This is a genomic window from Vibrio sp. B7, assembly GCF_963888765.1.
Classification (GTDB): domain Bacteria; phylum Pseudomonadota; class Gammaproteobacteria; order Enterobacterales; family Vibrionaceae; genus Vibrio; species Vibrio anguillarum.
In genome coordinates this window covers 434,937-451,422 of the sequence record NZ_CAWPKR010000011.1, presented here as the reverse complement: position 1 = coordinate 451,422, position 16,486 = coordinate 434,937, and the positions used below count along the sequence as shown (strand labels likewise).

The 16,486-nt window shown below is 45.9% G+C and carries 15 protein-coding genes; 2 read left to right on the top strand and 13 right to left on the bottom strand.

Going from position 1 to position 16,486, the window contains the following annotated elements; all coding sequences use genetic code 11:
* From rodA to leuS, 7 genes are all read right to left on the bottom strand, one after another.
* Entirely contained in the window at nt 1-1,122 is a 1,122-nt protein-coding gene (gene rodA / locus AACV32_RS07025; RefSeq protein ID WP_013857338.1) for a rod shape-determining protein RodA, read from the bottom strand.
* A complete protein-coding gene (mrdA, locus tag AACV32_RS07020) occupies nt 1,122-3,002 on the bottom strand; it encodes a penicillin-binding protein 2 (RefSeq protein ID WP_013857337.1) in 1,881 nt (626 codons plus the stop codon). Before mrdA ends, rodA begins: the two co-directional genes overlap by 1 nt.
* 6 nt (nt 3,003-3,008) lie before the next feature.
* Nucleotides 3,009-3,479: a 23S rRNA (pseudouridine(1915)-N(3))-methyltransferase RlmH gene (gene rlmH / locus AACV32_RS07015; protein WP_013857336.1), complete on the bottom strand. Its 471-nt coding sequence runs from the start codon at nt 3,477-3,479 to the stop codon at nt 3,009-3,011.
* A 3-nt stretch (nt 3,480-3,482) separates the two neighbouring features.
* Nucleotides 3,483-3,800 (bottom strand): ribosome silencing factor, encoded by a 318-nt coding sequence (rsfS, locus tag AACV32_RS07010; RefSeq protein ID WP_017049482.1) that lies wholly within the window; start codon nt 3,798-3,800, stop codon nt 3,483-3,485.
* A gap of 62 nt (nt 3,801-3,862) precedes the next feature.
* Nucleotides 3,863-4,888: a DNA polymerase III subunit delta gene (gene holA, locus AACV32_RS07005; RefSeq protein WP_013857334.1), complete on the bottom strand. Its 1,026-nt coding sequence runs from the start codon at nt 4,886-4,888 to the stop codon at nt 3,863-3,865.
* A 9-nt stretch (nt 4,889-4,897) separates the two neighbouring features.
* Complete coding sequence (locus tag AACV32_RS07000; protein ID WP_017045823.1) at nt 4,898-5,524, bottom strand: LPS-assembly lipoprotein LptE; 627 nt, start codon at nt 5,522-5,524, stop codon at nt 4,898-4,900.
* Between the two features lie 136 nt (nt 5,525-5,660).
* Nucleotides 5,661-8,234: a leucine--tRNA ligase gene (leuS, locus tag AACV32_RS06995; RefSeq protein WP_170894824.1), complete on the bottom strand. Its 2,574-nt coding sequence runs from the start codon at nt 8,232-8,234 to the stop codon at nt 5,661-5,663.
* 122 nt (nt 8,235-8,356) lie between these two features.
* Between leuS and AACV32_RS06990 the strand changes: the two genes are divergently transcribed.
* Complete coding sequence (locus AACV32_RS06990; RefSeq protein WP_026028475.1) at nt 8,357-8,827, top strand: zinc ribbon-containing protein; 471 nt, start codon at nt 8,357-8,359, stop codon at nt 8,825-8,827.
* A 51-nt stretch (nt 8,828-8,878) separates the two neighbouring features.
* On the opposite strand, the gene lnt is transcribed toward AACV32_RS06990, so the two are convergent.
* From lnt to miaB, 5 genes are all read right to left on the bottom strand, one after another.
* The gene (lnt, locus tag AACV32_RS06985) at nt 8,879-10,399 is read right to left on the bottom strand and encodes an apolipoprotein N-acyltransferase (RefSeq protein ID WP_017049484.1); all 1,521 of its coding nucleotides are present in this window, start codon (nt 10,397-10,399) and stop codon (nt 8,879-8,881) included.
* A gap of 33 nt (nt 10,400-10,432) precedes the next feature.
* On the bottom strand, nt 10,433-11,308 hold the full coding sequence (corC, locus tag AACV32_RS06980) for a CNNM family magnesium/cobalt transport protein CorC (protein WP_170894823.1): 876 nt from the start codon (nt 11,306-11,308) through the stop codon (nt 10,433-10,435).
* Between the two features lie 85 nt (nt 11,309-11,393).
* The gene (gene ybeY / locus AACV32_RS06975; RefSeq protein WP_013857329.1) at nt 11,394-11,858 is read right to left on the bottom strand and encodes an rRNA maturation RNase YbeY; all 465 of its coding nucleotides are present in this window, start codon (nt 11,856-11,858) and stop codon (nt 11,394-11,396) included.
* Nucleotides 11,858-12,958: a PhoH family protein gene (locus AACV32_RS06970; RefSeq protein ID WP_170894822.1), complete on the bottom strand. Its 1,101-nt coding sequence runs from the start codon at nt 12,956-12,958 to the stop codon at nt 11,858-11,860. The genes ybeY and AACV32_RS06970 overlap by 1 nt, the downstream gene beginning before the upstream one ends.
* A 70-nt stretch (nt 12,959-13,028) precedes the next feature.
* Nucleotides 13,029-14,453, bottom strand: a complete 1,425-nt coding sequence (miaB, locus tag AACV32_RS06965) for a tRNA (N6-isopentenyl adenosine(37)-C2)-methylthiotransferase MiaB (RefSeq protein WP_017049486.1) — start codon at nt 14,451-14,453, stop codon at nt 13,029-13,031.
* 257 nt (nt 14,454-14,710) lie between these two features.
* Here miaB and AACV32_RS06960 point away from each other — a divergent pair, with 257 nt between their 5' ends.
* On the top strand, nt 14,711-15,862 hold the full coding sequence (locus AACV32_RS06960) for a 2-octaprenyl-3-methyl-6-methoxy-1,4-benzoquinol hydroxylase (protein ID WP_094147013.1): 1,152 nt from the start codon (nt 14,711-14,713) through the stop codon (nt 15,860-15,862).
* 78 nt (nt 15,863-15,940) lie between these two features.
* On the opposite strand, the gene crr is transcribed toward AACV32_RS06960, so the two are convergent.
* Nucleotides 15,941-16,450 carry a PTS glucose transporter subunit IIA gene (gene crr, locus AACV32_RS06955; RefSeq protein WP_010317358.1) on the bottom strand — a complete coding sequence of 170 codons (510 nt, stop codon included), beginning with the start codon at nt 16,448-16,450 and terminating at the stop codon, nt 15,941-15,943.
* Between the last annotated feature and the right edge of the window lie 36 nt (nt 16,451-16,486).

Sequence of the window (16,486 nt, the reverse complement as noted above, 5' to 3'; positions counted from 1 at the left end):
TTAGGTTGCCTTAGAAAATGCTTTTCGGTGAGTGTGGATAGACATCAGTATGCCAAAGCCAGCCATGAGAGTGACCATGGAAGTGCCACCATAGCTGATGAGGGCTAAGGGAACACCAACCACGGGTAAAATACCACTGACCATACCTATATTTACAAAAACGTAAACAAAGAAGCTGAGTACAATACTTCCAGCCATCATTCGCCCGAAAGCTGTTTGTGCGTTGCTCGCGAGGTATAGACCACGTCCGATGATAAAGAGATAAATAGCGAGTAAACACAAGATGCCAATCATGCCCCACTCTTCAGCAATGACGGCAAAAATGAAGTCGGTGTGCCGCTCAGGTAAGAATTCAAGTTGCGACTGTGTACCGTGTAGCCATCCTTTTCCTGACAACCCACCAGACCCAATGGCTATTTTACTCTGAATGATATGATAACCTGCACCGAGAGGATCGGATTCCGGATTGAAAAGTGTTCTGACTCGGGTTTTTTGATATTCACGCATCAGAAAGAACCAAAGCACAGGTATGAAGCCACCCAAAGCCACGGCGGCAGAAAAAATGATTCGCCAGCTTATTCCAGATAAGAAAATGACAAAAATGCCGGAGGCTGCAATCAATATTGAAGTGCCAAGATCGGGCTGCTTCGCGATTAGCACGGTAGGGATAAACACCATTAACAGCGAAACGACTAGGGTTTTAAAGGTGGGTGGAAGAGAACGTTTCCCTATGTAGCGAGCGACCATGAGAGGCACTGCGAGTTTAAGCAATTCTGAGGGCTGAAAACGAACAAAGCCTAAATTTAACCAGCGCTGAGCTCCCTTGGACGATTCGCCAAAAAACAGCACGCCGAGCAACAGCAGTACGCCGCAGAAAAACATAAAGGGTGCAAGAGACTCATAAGTTCTTGGGGAAATTTGAGCAAGAAAGATCATCACACCGAGAGCCAGTACCATGCGCATGGCTTGGCGATCCATCATAGTTAAGCTCTGACCGCTGGCGCTGTACATCACGACCAGCCCAAACCCCATCAATAACAAAATACCCAGCAGTAATGGCAAGTCGATGTGCAAACGCTCAAAAAGCGCTCGATTTTGTCCTGTTGAAGGATCCAGTTCCATTATTTTTCAGCCTCTTTACCTAGAATGGCGCGATCAAATATTTTCCTAACAACGGGTCCACCATTGCCAGAACCTCCCCCTGCGTTTTCGAGTACCAGAGTGACAATAAGCTGCGGGTCATCTACAGGCGCAAAGCCTGTGAATAGGGCATGGTCACGAAGGTGTTCGGCTAATTCATCGGCCTTATACACTTGGTTTTCTGCCAAGCCAAACACTTGCGCAGTTCCAGATTTTCCAGCGCTGACATATTTCATATTGGTAAATGAGCGCCGTGCGGTTCCTTTTTTGCCGTGGTTTACAAGACGCATGCCATTGATTGCGATGTCCCAATAGCGTTTCGGCACCCCTTCGATCGGTGGCGAAGTTTCTAATTCTGAAAGCTCTTGCCTGCTAAACTCTTCACCATTTTTGAGCGTCGAACGCAATAAATGCGGCGCAATCACTTTGCCGTGATTAACCAGCACGGAAGTCGCTTTGGCAATTTGCATCGGTGTTGATGTCCAATACCCTTGGCCAATGCCGACCGGAATCGTATCACCTTGATACCAAGGGGTTCGGTGACGTGCCATTTTCCACTCACGCGTTGGCATGTTCGCTTTGCCTTCTTCATAAATGTCTAAACCTGTATAGTCACCAAAGCCAAATTTCATCATCCAACTAGAGAGACGATCAATACCCAAATCGTAGGCGATTTGGTAAAAGAAGGTATCGACAGACTCTTCGAGCGCCTTATTAATGTCCACTCGACCATGCCCCCAGCGCAACCAGTCTCGGAAGGGCCGCGTTTTGGAGTTTGGTATCACCCAATAACCAGGATCATTACGTGTTGTTGTTGGGGTTATAACCCCTTCTTGAAGTGCAGCGACGGCAATAAAAGGTTTAATCGTTGAGCCGGGAGGGTAAATACCAAGTGTCGCTCGATTGACTAACGGGCGGTCTGGGTCATTGAGAAGTTCGTTGTAGGCGGCGCTAGAAATACCATGTACGAATGGGTTTGGATCGTAGCTTGGACTTGATGCCATGGTAAGGACACCGTTATCTTTTGGATCGAGCACTACAATTGAACCTCGACGGCCATCCAACAACTTGTGCACATAAAGCTGCAGATCAATGTCCAAGCTTAATACAATGTCTTTCCCTGCCACGGGAGGGACGTATTTTAAGGTGCGAATGATGCGTCCTCGGCTATTGACCTCAACTTCTTGGTAGCCAGCCGTGCCGTGCAGCACATCCTCATAAAAGCGTTCAATCCCCAGTTTGCCAATATCACGAGTGGCTTGGTAATTGGCTGAGCGCTCTTCGCGTTCTAGACGTTCCATATCTCGGTCATTGATCCTGGATACATAACCGATAACATGAGTGAGAACTTCACCATAGGGGTAGTAGCGCTTTAAGCTTGCGCTTACTGATACACCGGGAAACTTGTGCTGATTGACCGAAAAAATAGCCACTTCTTCCGGTGTTAACTGTGTCAAAAGCGGCACTGAATTAAACCGGCGTGTCTGACGACGCTCTTTTTCAAAGGTGGCAATTTTTTCTGGTGAGATGGTCAGGTATTGCTGTAAGCGCGTGATCGTATCATCCATATCGCGCACTTGCTCAGGTGTGATCTCTAAGTTGAATACTGGGCGGTTTTCCGCTAGTAGCACACCATTGCGGTCATAAATTAACCCTCGATTAGGCGCAATCGGGACGATTTTGATTCGGTTATCATTGGATCGCGTTTTGTAATCTTGATATTGGTTAATTTGAATATGGTACAAATTGGTAAGCAGAACGCCCACCAGCATGATGATCGCAATAAAAGAGACAATTGCTCGGTTGCGAAACAGCCGAGCTTCTGATTGGTAGTCACGAATTTGGCTACGCTTACGTAACATGAATAGTTATTCTCGGTGATAAGGGTGATTAGCCGTAATACTCCAAGCGCGGTACAAACTCTCTGCCATGACCACTCGAACCAAAGGGTGAGGAAGTGTCAACGGCGAAAGCGACCAGCTCTGCTCTGCGGCGGCTTTGCATGCAGGAGAGAGCCCTTCAGGGCCACCAATTAAAATCGATACATCACGGGCATCGAGCTTCCAACTTTCAAGTTGTTCCGCCAGTTGTTCGGTATCCCAACGCTTACCTGGAATATCGAGAGTAACAATTCGATTGCTTTTTGGCACGGCCGCGAGCATAGCTTCGCCTTCTTTTTGCAAAATTCTTGCAATATCCGCATTTTTGCCACGTTTGCCCGCTTGTATCTCCACTAATTCAAGCGGCATATCGTGTGGAAAACGTCGGCGGTACTCTTGAAAGCCTTCTTCTACCCATTTAGGCATTTTGGTACCAACGGCAATCAACTGAATTTTCAAAACTTAACTCCAAAGTTTTTCAAGCTGGTACAGATCACGATGCTCTTCTTGCATAACATGCAACATGCTGCTGCCCATGTCTAGCACGACCCATTCGCCTTCACTTTCGCCATCCATACCCAGTGGTTCCATGCCCACTTTTTTGACTTCAGTTGCGACATGTTCGGCAATCGAGGCTACATGTCGTTTTGATGTGCCTGTGCAAATGATCATGTAATCGGTGATGCTAGATTTTCCCTTAACATCTAAGGTTTTGATATCAATGGCTTTCATATCGTCGGCTTTATCGGCAAGAAAGCCTTTCAATTCGTGGTGTTGCAAGCGTCATCTCCTTTAAAAATTGGTCTGGTTACTGACAAAATGGCGCGGAGTATAACACGCCTTCAAGCCAACTTTGATACAACGGACTGTGGCAAGCAAAATTCGACACTGATTTGCTGCAATATTGGCCAAGTTGAGGTTTCATACTGAGTTTTAGTTACTCTTTCGGCTTGGGTGAGTAATGCAATCAGCTGTTTGAGTTTATCTCTCGATAGTCTTTTTAAGCTTGCCGCGTACCAAGGTCGCTTGGATTGCCAAATTCGGTACTTATCAAAGATTGAGCCAATCGGCATCTGGGTTAAATCTTGATGCATTTGCAGCAGCAGCAGCAGCTCTTTTTGTAGGCTACGTATCAGAATCACAGGCTCAGTGCCTTCGGTAATGAGCTGGCGTAAAATACGTTGTGACCGATTCGCTTGCCCTTCGAGCAGCGCATCGACCCAGTGAAAGACAGTGAAGTGGTTATGTCGGCTTAATGACTCTTCTAAGCGGATCAGCGTCAGTAAGCCATCTGGATAGAGTAGCGCGAGTTTTTCTAAGCTTTGAGATAGTGCGAACAGATTGCCTTCATGCCATTGCGCCAGCATCTGCACTGCTTCTTGATCAGGTTTTAGCCCCAATGCGCGGCAGCGCATCATGACAAATTGTGGCAGTTTGCTGATGTCCGGGGTTAAGCAACTCACCCAACATCCTAGGCTTGAGAGTGTCTTAAACCATTTAGTGCTTTCTTGTGCTTTGGTCAATTTCTCACCGATGATCACAAGTAGTACGTCAGGATGAAGCGATTGACCTAGGGCGACGAGCTCTTTCGCTGTTGCCGCATTTGCACCCGTTTCAGGTAATTCAATTTCAATGATTTTTTTGCTGGAAAATAAACTTAAAGCTTGGCAGCAGTCATAGACTTGATCCCAGTTTAAATGGGCATCGGCACTGAAACGATGGCGTTCTTCAAATCCTTGTTCTAATGCTTTTTTCTCTATCGCCACGCGTGATTCTTGCAGCAATAGCGGTTCGTTGCCAAACAGTAAGTAAAGCCCCATCAAGGGCTTGTTTAAGTGATCGGCCAGCTTGTCAGCAAATATTCTCATTACTCGCCTTTAGTTTGTCGCAGGAGCCGTGAATTGTGACGGTTCACTTTCCACGGTGTTTATCTCATAGGCCTGCTGGTCTGTTTGCTGCTGTTCATTTTCTTGTTGTTCAAGTTGATGTTCATTCGCTGCAATATCGGCTTTTAGACGTGCCATTTGGCGTAGAATTTGAGTTGCAGCTAGTTTACGCATCTCATCTTCAATCATGTCTCGCTCTACCGATTTGGCGAGAGCGGTTAATGGGTTATCAAGATAGCTACGAGTCACACTGGTTGAAAACGTTTTTATCCCCACTTCAGGTAGGGTGACGCTATAGGAGGCGTTGAACGTCAATTCCAATTCAGCAGCACGAGTATTTTGATAAAGCGAAAGCGTCCGTTCACCAACACTCTCGTTTATTAGATAGATGTTTGGCACCGTCTCTGAGGGGGAAACAATCTCAATGTCACTCATTCGTAATTGATTTTTTACCATACGAGTGAAGGTACTGTATTGGTCGTAGCTGGTGACAGAGACTCGATTGAGTTCTTCTGGAACGGAGTAATCGCCACGAAGATGAAAGCCGCAAGCGGAGAGTAGGCTGCTCATAATAACAATTAACGATAATTTCAGAGAGTAAGACGAAATTTGGCGCATTGGGGTTAAGTTCTCATATATTTAGGTGACTTATCTTAGCGCTCTATAGCTCTGTGGGTAAGAACGCTAAGATAAATCAACAGGGCAGCGAGCTACCCTGTTGATAAACCAGTTATTACGACATTAGGCTGCGATATTAGTTCGCAACGATGTTCAGTAACTTACCTGGTACATAGATAACTTTACGAACGGTTAAGCCATCCGTAAATTTCATGACGTTCTCGTCCGCTAAACCGAGTACTTCAACCTGATCTTTACTTGCATCAGCGGCTACGGTCAGCTTACCACGAAGTTTTCCGTTAACTTGTAGGACGATCAGTTTTTCATCTTCCACTAGGGCGGATTCGTCGTAGGTCGGCCACACGGTATTATCTACATCACTCTCACCCAGTGCATTCCACAGTTCAAAGCTGATATGAGGAGTGATTGGGTAAAGCATGCTGACAACCGCTTTTAAAGCCTCGTCGAGAATGGCCCGATCTTGCACGGATTCTTGTGACGCTTTAGTGAGTTTATTCATCAACTCCATAATCGCAGCAATGGCGGTATTGAACGTCTGGCGGCGTGCAATATCGTCAGTCACTTTGGCGATGGTTTTATGCACATCACGACGCAGCGCTTTTTGTTCACCAGTAAGAGAGGCGCTATCTACCGCTTCAGCCACACCTTTAGCGCTATGTTCTGCAACCAGTTTCCAGACGCGTTTTAGGAAGCGGTTAGCACCTTCTACACCAGACTCTTGCCATTCAAGCGTCATGTCAGCCGGAGAGGCAAACATCATGAATAGACGAACCGTATCGGCGCCATACTTATCAACCATCTCTTGCGGGTCGATACCGTTGTTTTTCGACTTAGACATTTTGATCATGCCTGAGTGCTCAACGTTGCGGCCTTGGTTGTCTACGGCTTGAGTGATGCGACCTTTACCGTCGCGTTCCACTTTTACGTCAGTTGGCGCTACCCACTCTTTGGTGCCTTTCTCGTTCGTGTGGTAGAACGCATCTGCCAATACCATGCCTTGGCAAAGTAGTTGCTTGAAAGGTTCATCTGAAGTGACATAGCCTGCATCACGCAGTAGCTTATGGAAGAAGCGTGAGTAGAGCAGGTGCATACAAGCATGCTCAATACCACCGATGTATTGGTCTACTGGTAACCAGTAGTTTGCCTTCGCTGGGTCTAAAATATCGTCCGCTTGTGGTGAACAGTAACGAGCGTAATACCAAGACGACTCCATAAACGTATCGAAGGTATCGGTTTCACGTAGTGCAGGCTCGCCATTAAAGGTGGTTTTGGCCCACTCTTTGTCGGCTTTGATTGGGCTAGTTACACCATCCATCACAACATCTTCTGGTAGAATGACGGGCAGTTGATCAATTGGCACTGGGTGAACTTGGCCATCTTCAGTGGTCACCATAGGAATCGGCGCGCCCCAGTAACGTTGGCGAGAAACCCCCCAGTCACGTAGACGGAAATTAACGGTTTTCTTGCCTTTACCTTCAGCCTCCAGCTTGGCTGCAATAGCATCAAATGCTGCTTGGAAGGCTAAACCATCAAATTCGCCAGAACCAAACAGGACTCCTTTTTCAGTGTACGCAGCGCTAGACACATCGACTTCAGAGCCATCTTCTGGTTTGATGACTGGAATGATGTCTAGGCCATATTTGGTGGCGAACTCAAAGTCACGTTGGTCATGAGCAGGTACGGCCATCACCGCGCCTGTACCGTAATCCATCAGCACAAAGTTGGCGATATAAATAGGCACTTCACGACCATTTAAAGGATGAATGGCCGTTAAGCCTGTATCCATGCCTTTCTTTTCCATGGTCGCCAGTTCAGCTTCTGCAACTTTAGTGTTCTTACATTCGTCAATAAAAGAAGCTAAAGCAGGGTTATTTTGCGCTGCAATGGTCGCTAATGGATGACCAGCCGCAATGCCCACATAAGTGACACCCATCAAGGTATCAGGGCGAGTGGTATAGACGTCGAGATCTGAATGACCGTTGACACCAAACTTGAGCTCTACGCCTTCTGAGCGACCAATCCAGTTACGCTGCATGGTTTTGACCATTTCAGGCCAACCTTCTAAGTTCTCTAAATCGTCCAACAGTTCTTGTGCGTACGCGGTGATCTTAATAAACCATTGTGGGATCTCTTTTTGTTCTACTGGTGTATCACAACGCCAGCAGCAGCCATCTTCAACTTGCTCGTTAGCGAGAACGGTTTGGTCGTTTGGACACCAGTTAACGGAAGAGGTTTTCTTGTAGACTAAGCCTTTTTGATACAGCTTAGTGAAGAACTCTTGTTCCCAGCGGTAATATTCTGGCGTGCAAGTGGCGAATTCACGGCTCCAATCGTAGCCAAAACCCAGCAGTTTTAACTGGTTTTTCATGTACTGAATATTTTCGTAGGTCCAAGGTGCTGGTGCCGTTTTGTTTTTTACAGCCGCATTTTCAGCGGGTAGGCCAAATGCGTCCCAACCAATGGGCTGCATGACGTTTTTACCTTGCAGACGTTGAAAACGAGAGACTACATCACCGATAGTATAGTTACGCACGTGACCCATGTGCAGTCGGCCACTTGGGTATGGGAACATAGAAAGACAGTAGAATTTTTCTTTATTTGGGTCTTCACTTACAACAAAGGTCTTGTTGTCATCCCAGTGCTGTTGAACTTTTTGTTCAATATCTTGCGGGTTATATTGCTCTTGCATCGATGATATCCGGTTATCTTGGAATTTGTGAGTTCGGTTAGAACAGAGTCTAATAGATCGACATAGAATACCTAAAGCAGGGGTACACAACAATAGCCAATCTGGTTTGATGGAGGTGGGTGATGCCAAAACGTAAAACAAGTTACGAAGAGATTGTGGATGACGTGATTGAAACGCTCAAACATAGTCCTGATGAAATGTCCCAAGTTTTGCAGACATCAGGTAAGGTTGTTGATGCTGCCAATAATCTCACTAAAGATGAATTGGCGCTTATTTCTGCCTATGTAAAAGCGGATCTCAAAGAATTCGCGGATAGTTTTGAAGAGAGTAGAAGCAGCCTATTTTCATTGATGATTACCAATTCAATTTGGCAGGGGCTTTTTGAAATCACTGATAAAACAAAAGTGGAATGGGTGGAATTGTTTCAAGATTTAGAACGACAAGGTTTGTATCAAGCGGGGGAGATGATAGGCCTTGGGATGTTAGTGTGTGACCATTGTGGGCATAAAACCCAGTATAATCATCCAACTGAAATTATGCCTTGTATTCAATGTGGGCAAACGGCTTTTACTCGTCAGCCATTAAAACCTTAAGTGTTGCTGATAGAAAACCTCAAAAAGGCGCTGAAATGCGCCTTTTTGAGGTTAAGAGTGAGGTGAGTGACGTCTTGTCCATCCGACGATAAAACTGAGTAACACCCAGACGTAGAGCGGCCAAGTGCCGACAGCGTGATACGGCGTCTCTCCTTTGGTCGACGTGATGGTTGCTTTCAATACGGCCGTTTCAAATTGTGGGATCTGCTGCGTTATTTTACCTTTGTGATCCGTCACGGCGGTGACACCATTGTTGGTTGAACGAATGAGCGGTTTACCCAGCTCTAAAGCTCTCATCCGAGCAATCTCCATATGTTGCAATGGGCCATTTGAATGCCCAAACCACGCATCGTTAGAGAGGGTTAAGATAAAATCTGTTTCATCGGTGACATTCGCTCTGACTTGTTCATTGAAGATGATTTCATAGCACAGTGCCGCGGTTAGGTGTCTACCCTTGGCAATCAGATTCGGTTGAATATAGTCACCACGGCTAAATGAAGACATCGGCAAGTTGAAAAAGGGTGCGATGGGCCTGAGCCAATCTTCAAATGGCACAAACTCACCAAATGGCAATAAATGATGCTTATGGTAGCGAGCGTCAGAGTCATAACGGTAGTCGCCATAAGGGTTGGTGCCAAGTACCAGAATGCTGTTGTAAAAAGATCGCTCTGGGCTTTGGTTGAGCACGCCTGTGACAATCGCACTGTCGTTCATTTTTGCCGCAGAATCTAAGTTACTCAAATAGGAAGGGATCTCGAATTCAAATGCGGGAATCGCTGCCTCTGGCCATACGATAATATCTGCGTCCCAGTTTTCTCGACTGAGATCGGTGTAGGCCATGATGGTTGGCCAGCGCTGATTGGGAAGCCATTTTTCCGCTTGCTTAATATTACCTTGAATCAGTGCAACGCGAGTTTGTGTGCTGGGATCGGGAGTGACCCAATCGAAATTGCGTAGTCCAAACCCCGTCGCCAATATGGTCAGAGGAATGAGCACGAGTATCCAAGAGCGCTTAAGCCACGTCATGGCTAGAGCGCTAGAACAGAGGAGCGTGAAAAAGGTGACCAGCTCAACGCCTCCCAGTGGTGCGAAACTGGCGAGCGGGCTATCAATTTGGCTATAACCAAGCCATAACCAAGGAAAGCCGGTCATTACCCAGCCTCGAAGCCAATCGGTAATTAGCCAAAGCGCAGGGGTGGCTAATAAAAAATGGCTGATGGTGTTATGATGGAAAAAACGGTTGAGTAAGCCAGCGAAAAGCCCAGAATAAAGGGCTAAATAACCGACCAATAATGACATCAGGAACAGGCTGGCAATTTTGGGCATACCACCAAAGGTATCAATACTGACGTGTACCCAACTGATGCCAAAAGCAAAAAAACCTAAGCCCCAGCAGTAACCGATCCACGCTGCTTTTTTAGCTGGTTGCTGATTAATGAGCAACAATAGCAACATGGGGGTGAGTATGGCCAGCGGCCAAAACTGATAAGGAGCAAAAGCGAGTGGGGTTAATGCGCCAACAAAAGCGGCCGCAAGCGGCCGCATTAGGCGATGAAAAAGTGTTTTAATCATCTATCTCATTCTGCTGATGTGAATGGGGTTATGTCACTCTTCTGCTATCACTGAAAGTGATTCAAGATCAGGAATAGTGACTTGCAGTTGAACCACTCGGCGGTTATCTGCTGCGGTGACTTTAAAGCTGTATTTGTCGATCTCTACAACTTCGCCACGGCTTGGCAGGTGGCCAAAGGCCGTCATCACCAATCCCCCTACAGTATCCACTTCTTCATCGCTGAACTTAGTACCAAAGGTTTCGTTAAACTCTTCGATGGTGGTCAGCGCTTTAACTGCAAAAGTATGTTTGCTGAGCTTACGGATATCCAATTGTTCTTCATCATCGAACTCGTCTTCAATGTCGCCAACGATTTCTTCCAAAATATCTTCAATGGTCACTAAGCCAGACACGCCACCGAATTCATCCACGACGATCGCCATGTGGTAACGCTCCTCTCGGAACTCCTTCAATAAGCGATCAACCCGTTTACTTTCTGGTACCACGACTGCCGGGCGGATCACTTCTAAAATGTTAAAAGGTGCACTGTCTGAACCTAAATATTTGAGTAAGTCCTTCGCTAGTAGAATGCCTTCAACATGGTCTTTATCTTCACTGATCACTGGGTAACGTGAGTGCTGAGCATCGGTGATCAGCGCAATTAAGGTATCCAAGTCATCGTTTTTATCGATAGTGACCATTTGTGAGCGTGGGATCATAATATCACGCACGCGCATCTCAGAAATCTCCATCACACCTTCAAGCATATCTCTTGTGTCATGGTCGATAAGGTCATTGATTTCAGAGTCGCGGATCACATCCACAAGCTCTTGGCGATCTCTCGGATCACCTTGAAATAATTGGCCTAGGCGTTCAAAGAAGGACTTTCTACTCGGACCTTCAGAATTCTGGGGGTTATCTTCGTTCATTGTTTCTCTAATTTTCCTCGCTATCAGATGTGTGATAGCACACGTATCGTACCGACTTTAGCGGTACTAGCTTCATTGTCTGGAGCTATTCCTTCTCAGCAATATACGGGTCTTCAAAGCCCATTTTTTGCAGAATTTCAGTTTCAAGAGATTCCATCTCTTCGGCTTCATCATCATCGATATGATCATAACCTAGCAGATGTAGACTGCCGTGTACAACCATATGAGCCCAGTGTGCCATCAACGGTTTTTGTTGCTCATCGGCTTCTTGTTCCACCACTTGACGGCAAATAACAAGGTCACCGAGCAGATCCAACTCTATGCCCGGAGGCATCTCAAAAGGGAAGGATAGCACGTTGGTCGGCTTATCTTTTCCTCGATAATCGCGATTGAGCTGTTGACTCTCTTCGGAATCAACAATTCGCACAGTGACTTCCGCTTGTTCCTGAAATGGGGTCACCGCGTGAGTTAACCAATGGCTGATATCATCAAAAGTAGGTAACCCTTGCTCATTTTTGACCGCTAATTGTAAATCTAGTTCGATACTCATTATTCACCAACGTTTTTTGTTGCGGTTACTGTATTCACTTCAGTAGAAACATCCACAGACTTTACTTCTCGCTCTTCACGACGACGTTGCTCTTGAGCTTTATGCTCTTTTTGGTCCTGAGCTTCCCATTTTTCGTAAGCGTTGACGATACGAGCAACCACTGGATGACGTACGACATCATCAGACAAAAAGAAGTTGAAGCTGATTTCGTCAACTTCATTGAGCACTTCAATGGCATGGCGAAGACCTGAACGAGCGCCACGTGGCAAATCGATTTGTGTCACATCACCCGTAATAACGGCTCTTGAATTAAACCCAATCCGTGTCAGGAACATTTTCATTTGTTCAACGGTAGTGTTTTGACTTTCATCTAAAATAATAAAAGCATCGTTGAGCGTACGTCCGCGCATGTAAGCGAGTGGCGCAACTTCAATCACATTGCGTTCAATGAGCTTTTCTACTCGCTCAAAGCCAAGCATTTCAAACAACGCGTCATAAAGCGGTCGTAGGTACGGGTCGACTTTTTGGCTTAAATCACCGGGTAGGAAGCCCAATTTTTCACCTGCTTCAACCGCCGGGCGTGTTAACAAAATTCGACGAACTTCTTGGCGCTCTAGCGCATCAACTGCAGCGGCAACGGCTAAGTAGGTTTTACCTGTCCCTGCAGGGCCAATACCAAAGCTGATGTCGTGCGCCACCATGTTAACGAGATACTGAGCTTGGTTAGGCGTACGCGGCTTTATCAGCCCTTTCTTGGTCTTAATGAAGACTTCTTTGCCATGTTGAATACTTGATTCAGACGGCTGCTCAAGGATCCCTGAATCTTTGATGGCTAGATGAATTTGCTCTGGTTCGATATCAGGAATTTGACCACGTATGGGTGAGGTATTAACGTACAAAGATTTGATAATATCCAACGCAGCAGCGGCAGTGTGTGGTTTACCGACTATGGTGAAAAACTGGCTGCGGTGATTAATTTCAACACCAAGACGGCGTTCTAATTGTTTGATGTTGTCATCGAATGGACCGCACAGGCTAGCAAGACGGCGGTTGTCTGAAGGTTCTAGATCTATCTCTAGCGTAACAATTTTATTGCTCAATGTTGCCTCTCAGTTTGCCATGGTACAGTGCCCGATTATGATCGAGCACTGTATGACATTATGCTTAAACCTAAGGTGTAAAAGTGGCTACCCCTAGCTCATTTTCTCGACGTGTTTTCGCCATCATTTGCGTTGGTGAAATCACGGTGCGAAGATCCATATCTTGTTCAGTGCGAACCAGTTCACCACGCAGTGAGTTGGCAAACACATCGACAATTTTTACATCGACAAATTGGCCAATCAGATCGGCGGAGCCTTCAAAGTTAACGACACGGTTATTTTCGGTACGGGCGCGAAGCTCCATTAGATTTTTCTTAGATGGGCCTTCGACTAATACGCGTTGTTCTGTACCTAACATCAAACGTGAGTAACGCATCGCTTGTGCGTTGATTGTTTGCTGCAGTTCATATAAGCGCTCTTTTTTGGCGTCTTCTGATAAATCACATGGGTAATCAGCGGCTGGCGTACCCGGGCGAGGGGAGAAGATAAAGCTGAAGCTCATATCAAAATCAACGTCTTTAATCAGCTTCATTGTATCTTGAAAGTCTTTATCTGTTTCACCGGGGAAACCGACAATAAAGTCAGAACTAATTTGGATCTCTGGGCGCGCCTTACGCAGTTTGCGAATAATGGATTTGTACTCAATCGCGGTGTGTGGGCGCTTCATCATGGTTAAGATTCGATCTGAACCACTTTGTACCGGAAGATGCAGGAAACTCACCAGTTCAGGTGTGTCTTCATAAACGGCAATAATATCGTCGGTAAATTCGAGTGGGTGGCTGGTGGTGAATCGAATGCGATCAATGCCATCAATGGAGGCGACTAAGCGTAACAGATTGGCAAATGAACAGATTTCACCATCGTGCATAGGGCCACGGTATGCGTTAACGTTTTGTCCTAAAAGATTGACTTCGCGTACACCTTGCGCCGCGAGTTGCGCGATTTCATACAACACATCATCCATCGGGCGACTGACTTCTTCACCGCGAGTGTAAGGTACTACGCAGTAAGTGCAGTATTTTGAACACCCTTCCATAATAGAGACGAATGCAGTTGCGCCGTCTGCTTTTGGTTCTGGTAAACGGTCGAATTTTTCAATCTCTGGGAACGAAATGTCCATGACTGGCGCATCGTTGGTTTGCGATTGTTTTATCATTTCTGGCAAGCGGTGTAGGGTCTGCGGGCCAAAAATAACATCAACAAAGGGAGCGCGTTCACGAATGTGATCACCTTCTTGGGTTGCAACACAGCCGCCAACGCCAATCACGACGCCTGGTTTTTTATCTTTCAATGTTTTCCAACGACCCAGTTGGTGAAAGACTTTCTCTTGTGCTTTTTCTCGGATCGAACAGGTGTTAAGTAATAATACATCTGCTTCCTCTGGCTCTTCCGTTAGCTCGTAGCCGTTTGCAGCGTTAAGCAGGTCGGCCATTTTTGATGAATCGTATTCGTTCATCTGGCAGCCCCAGGTTTTAATTAGCAGTTTCTTACTCATCTCACTTTCGCTCGTCTTATTGGTCTAAATTGGTTGAACTAATGCTCAAATTGTAGCCGCCATCTCGGCGGTAAGCCGCGTATTGTACTGCTTTAAAAAGTCACTGACTAGTCATCCAATAAAATCTCTCGCATGTTCCGTCATCTCTAGATTTTTACCATAGAAAGTGCAGGGTTTTTGTGTAAAAAAATTCGCAAAAAAGAGCTGAAAACGTACAATGAAAATCGACTCAAAACTCAGACGATTAAGTGTAAACAATGAACAATTTTGACGTGGTGGTGATTGGCGGTGGCATGGTTGGGGCGGCAGTGGCTATAGGCTTTGCTAAGCAAGGTCGCACGGTTGCTCTGGTCGAAGGTATAGAGCCTGAAGCGTTTACAATAAACCAAGCAATGGATCTGCGCGTTTCAGCCATTTCGCAAACTTCGGTTCAGTTACTTACTGACTTAGGCGCATGGGATGAAATTATGCAAATGCGTGTTTGCCCTTATCGCCGCCTAGAAACCTGGGAGCACCCAGAGTGCCGTACTCGTTTTCATAGCGATGCATTGGGCCTCCCTCAGCTGGGTTATATGGTCGAAAATCGTCTTATTCAGATCGGATTGTGGGGGCAATTTGTGCACTATCCGAATTTGCAGGTTTTTTGTCCTGATAAGCTCAAGCACATTGTGTTTGGCCAACAAAATAGCGTGCTTTTAGAGTCAGGCGCAACTCTTACTGCAACTTGGGTGATTGGTGCGGATGGTGCAAATTCTCTTGTGCGGCAGCTGGCGGGAATTGGTATTACCGCGTGGGATTATCGACACCATTGCATGTTGATCAATGTCGAAACTCATCAGCCTCAGCAAGATATTACTTGGCAGCAATTTTTTCCATCCGGCCCGCGCTCGTTTCTTCCTTTGCCGGGTAATCAAGCTTCTTTGGTATGGTATGACTCACCAAAACGAATTCGCCAATTGTGTGCGATGAACAAGCAGCAGTTAAGGGAGCAAGTGTTGGCCTCTTTTCCTGAGGAACTAGGCGATATTAACGTGTTGCAGTGTGGGGCATTTCCCCTCACTCGTCGTCATGCTCAGACGTATGCGAAACGGCAATGTGTTTTGGTTGGCGATTCAGCACACACGATTAACCCTCTGGCTGGGCAAGGGGTGAATTTAGGGTTTAAAGATGTAAAAGCGTTATTAGCTGTGACACAAAATCAAGAAGCTTTAACACAAGCGCAATTACGGAATTATGAAACATGCAGAAGGCCGGATAACTTAGTGATGCAATCAGGAATGGATCTGTTTTATAAAACGTTCAGCAACGAGGTTTTGCCAGCAAAGTTGGTGCGCAACGCGGTATTGAAGTTGGCCGAACATTCAGGCCCAGTGAAGGAAAAACTGTTGAAATACGCGTTAGGTTTGTAGTGCGATTTGAGCTGTTTTTGTAGAAACAAAAAACGCTGCAAATCAGCAGCGTTTTTTACGTAAAAAAATTTTAACGAATTACTTAGTTACACGTAGAACCGGTGTTTCACCAACAACGACAGTGCCAGAAAGCTTGTTCAGCTCTTTGATTTCGTCCATGTTAGAGATAACAACAGGTGTTAGTGTTGATTTTGCTTTCTCTTCAAGAAGCGCTAGGTCGAATTCGATAACAGTATCGCCTGCTTTAACCGCTTGGCCTTCTTGAGCGATACGAGTAAAACCTTCACCTTTTAGCTCAACTGTGTCGATACCAAAGTGAACGAATAACTCAACACCGTCATCAGACTCGATTGAAAACGCATGGTTAGTTTCGAAAATCTTACCGATAGTGCCGTTAACTGGAGCTACCATTTTGTTGCCTGATGGTTTAATCGCAATACCATCACCAACAATTTTCTCAGCGAAAACAACATCTGGCACATCTTCGATATTGACGATTTCACCAGAAAGAGGGGCAATAATTTCAATCGCACCTGCATCTGAGCTGTCGTCAGATACTAGCTTCTTAAGTTTATCAAACAGACCCATTGTGTCATGCTCCTAACGTTTAATTTTATTCTGTCG

Bases quoted from the DNA above. Each gene is read 5' to 3' on its own strand.
- AACV32_RS06960 (WP_094147013.1), top strand. From the start codon at position 14,711: ATGAACAATTTTGACGTGGTGGTGATTGGCGGTGGCATGGTTGGGGCG.
- crr (WP_010317358.1), bottom strand. From the start codon at position 16,450: ATGGGTCTGTTTGATAAACTTAAGAAGCTAGTATCTGACGACAGCTCA.
- corC (WP_170894823.1), bottom strand. From the start codon at position 11,308: ATGAACGAAGATAACCCCCAGAATTCTGAAGGTCCGAGTAGAAAGTCC.
- ybeY (WP_013857329.1), bottom strand. From the start codon at position 11,858: ATGAGTATCGAACTAGATTTACAATTAGCGGTCAAAAATGAGCAAGGG.
- leuS (WP_170894824.1), bottom strand. From the start codon at position 8,234: ATGCAAGAGCAATATAACCCGCAAGATATTGAACAAAAAGTTCAACAG.
- AACV32_RS07000 (WP_017045823.1), bottom strand. From the start codon at position 5,524: ATGCGCCAAATTTCGTCTTACTCTCTGAAATTATCGTTAATTGTTATT.
- mrdA (WP_013857337.1), bottom strand. From the start codon at position 3,002: ATGTTACGTAAGCGTAGCCAAATTCGTGACTACCAATCAGAAGCTCGG.
- AACV32_RS06990 (WP_026028475.1), top strand. From the start codon at position 8,357: ATGCCAAAACGTAAAACAAGTTACGAAGAGATTGTGGATGACGTGATT.
- lnt (WP_017049484.1), bottom strand. From the start codon at position 10,399: ATGATTAAAACACTTTTTCATCGCCTAATGCGGCCGCTTGCGGCCGCT.
- holA (WP_013857334.1), bottom strand. From the start codon at position 4,888: ATGAGAATATTTGCTGACAAGCTGGCCGATCACTTAAACAAGCCCTTG.
- miaB (WP_017049486.1), bottom strand. From the start codon at position 14,453: ATGAGTAAGAAACTGCTAATTAAAACCTGGGGCTGCCAGATGAACGAA.
- rodA (WP_013857338.1), bottom strand. From the start codon at position 1,122: ATGGAACTGGATCCTTCAACAGGACAAAATCGAGCGCTTTTTGAGCGT.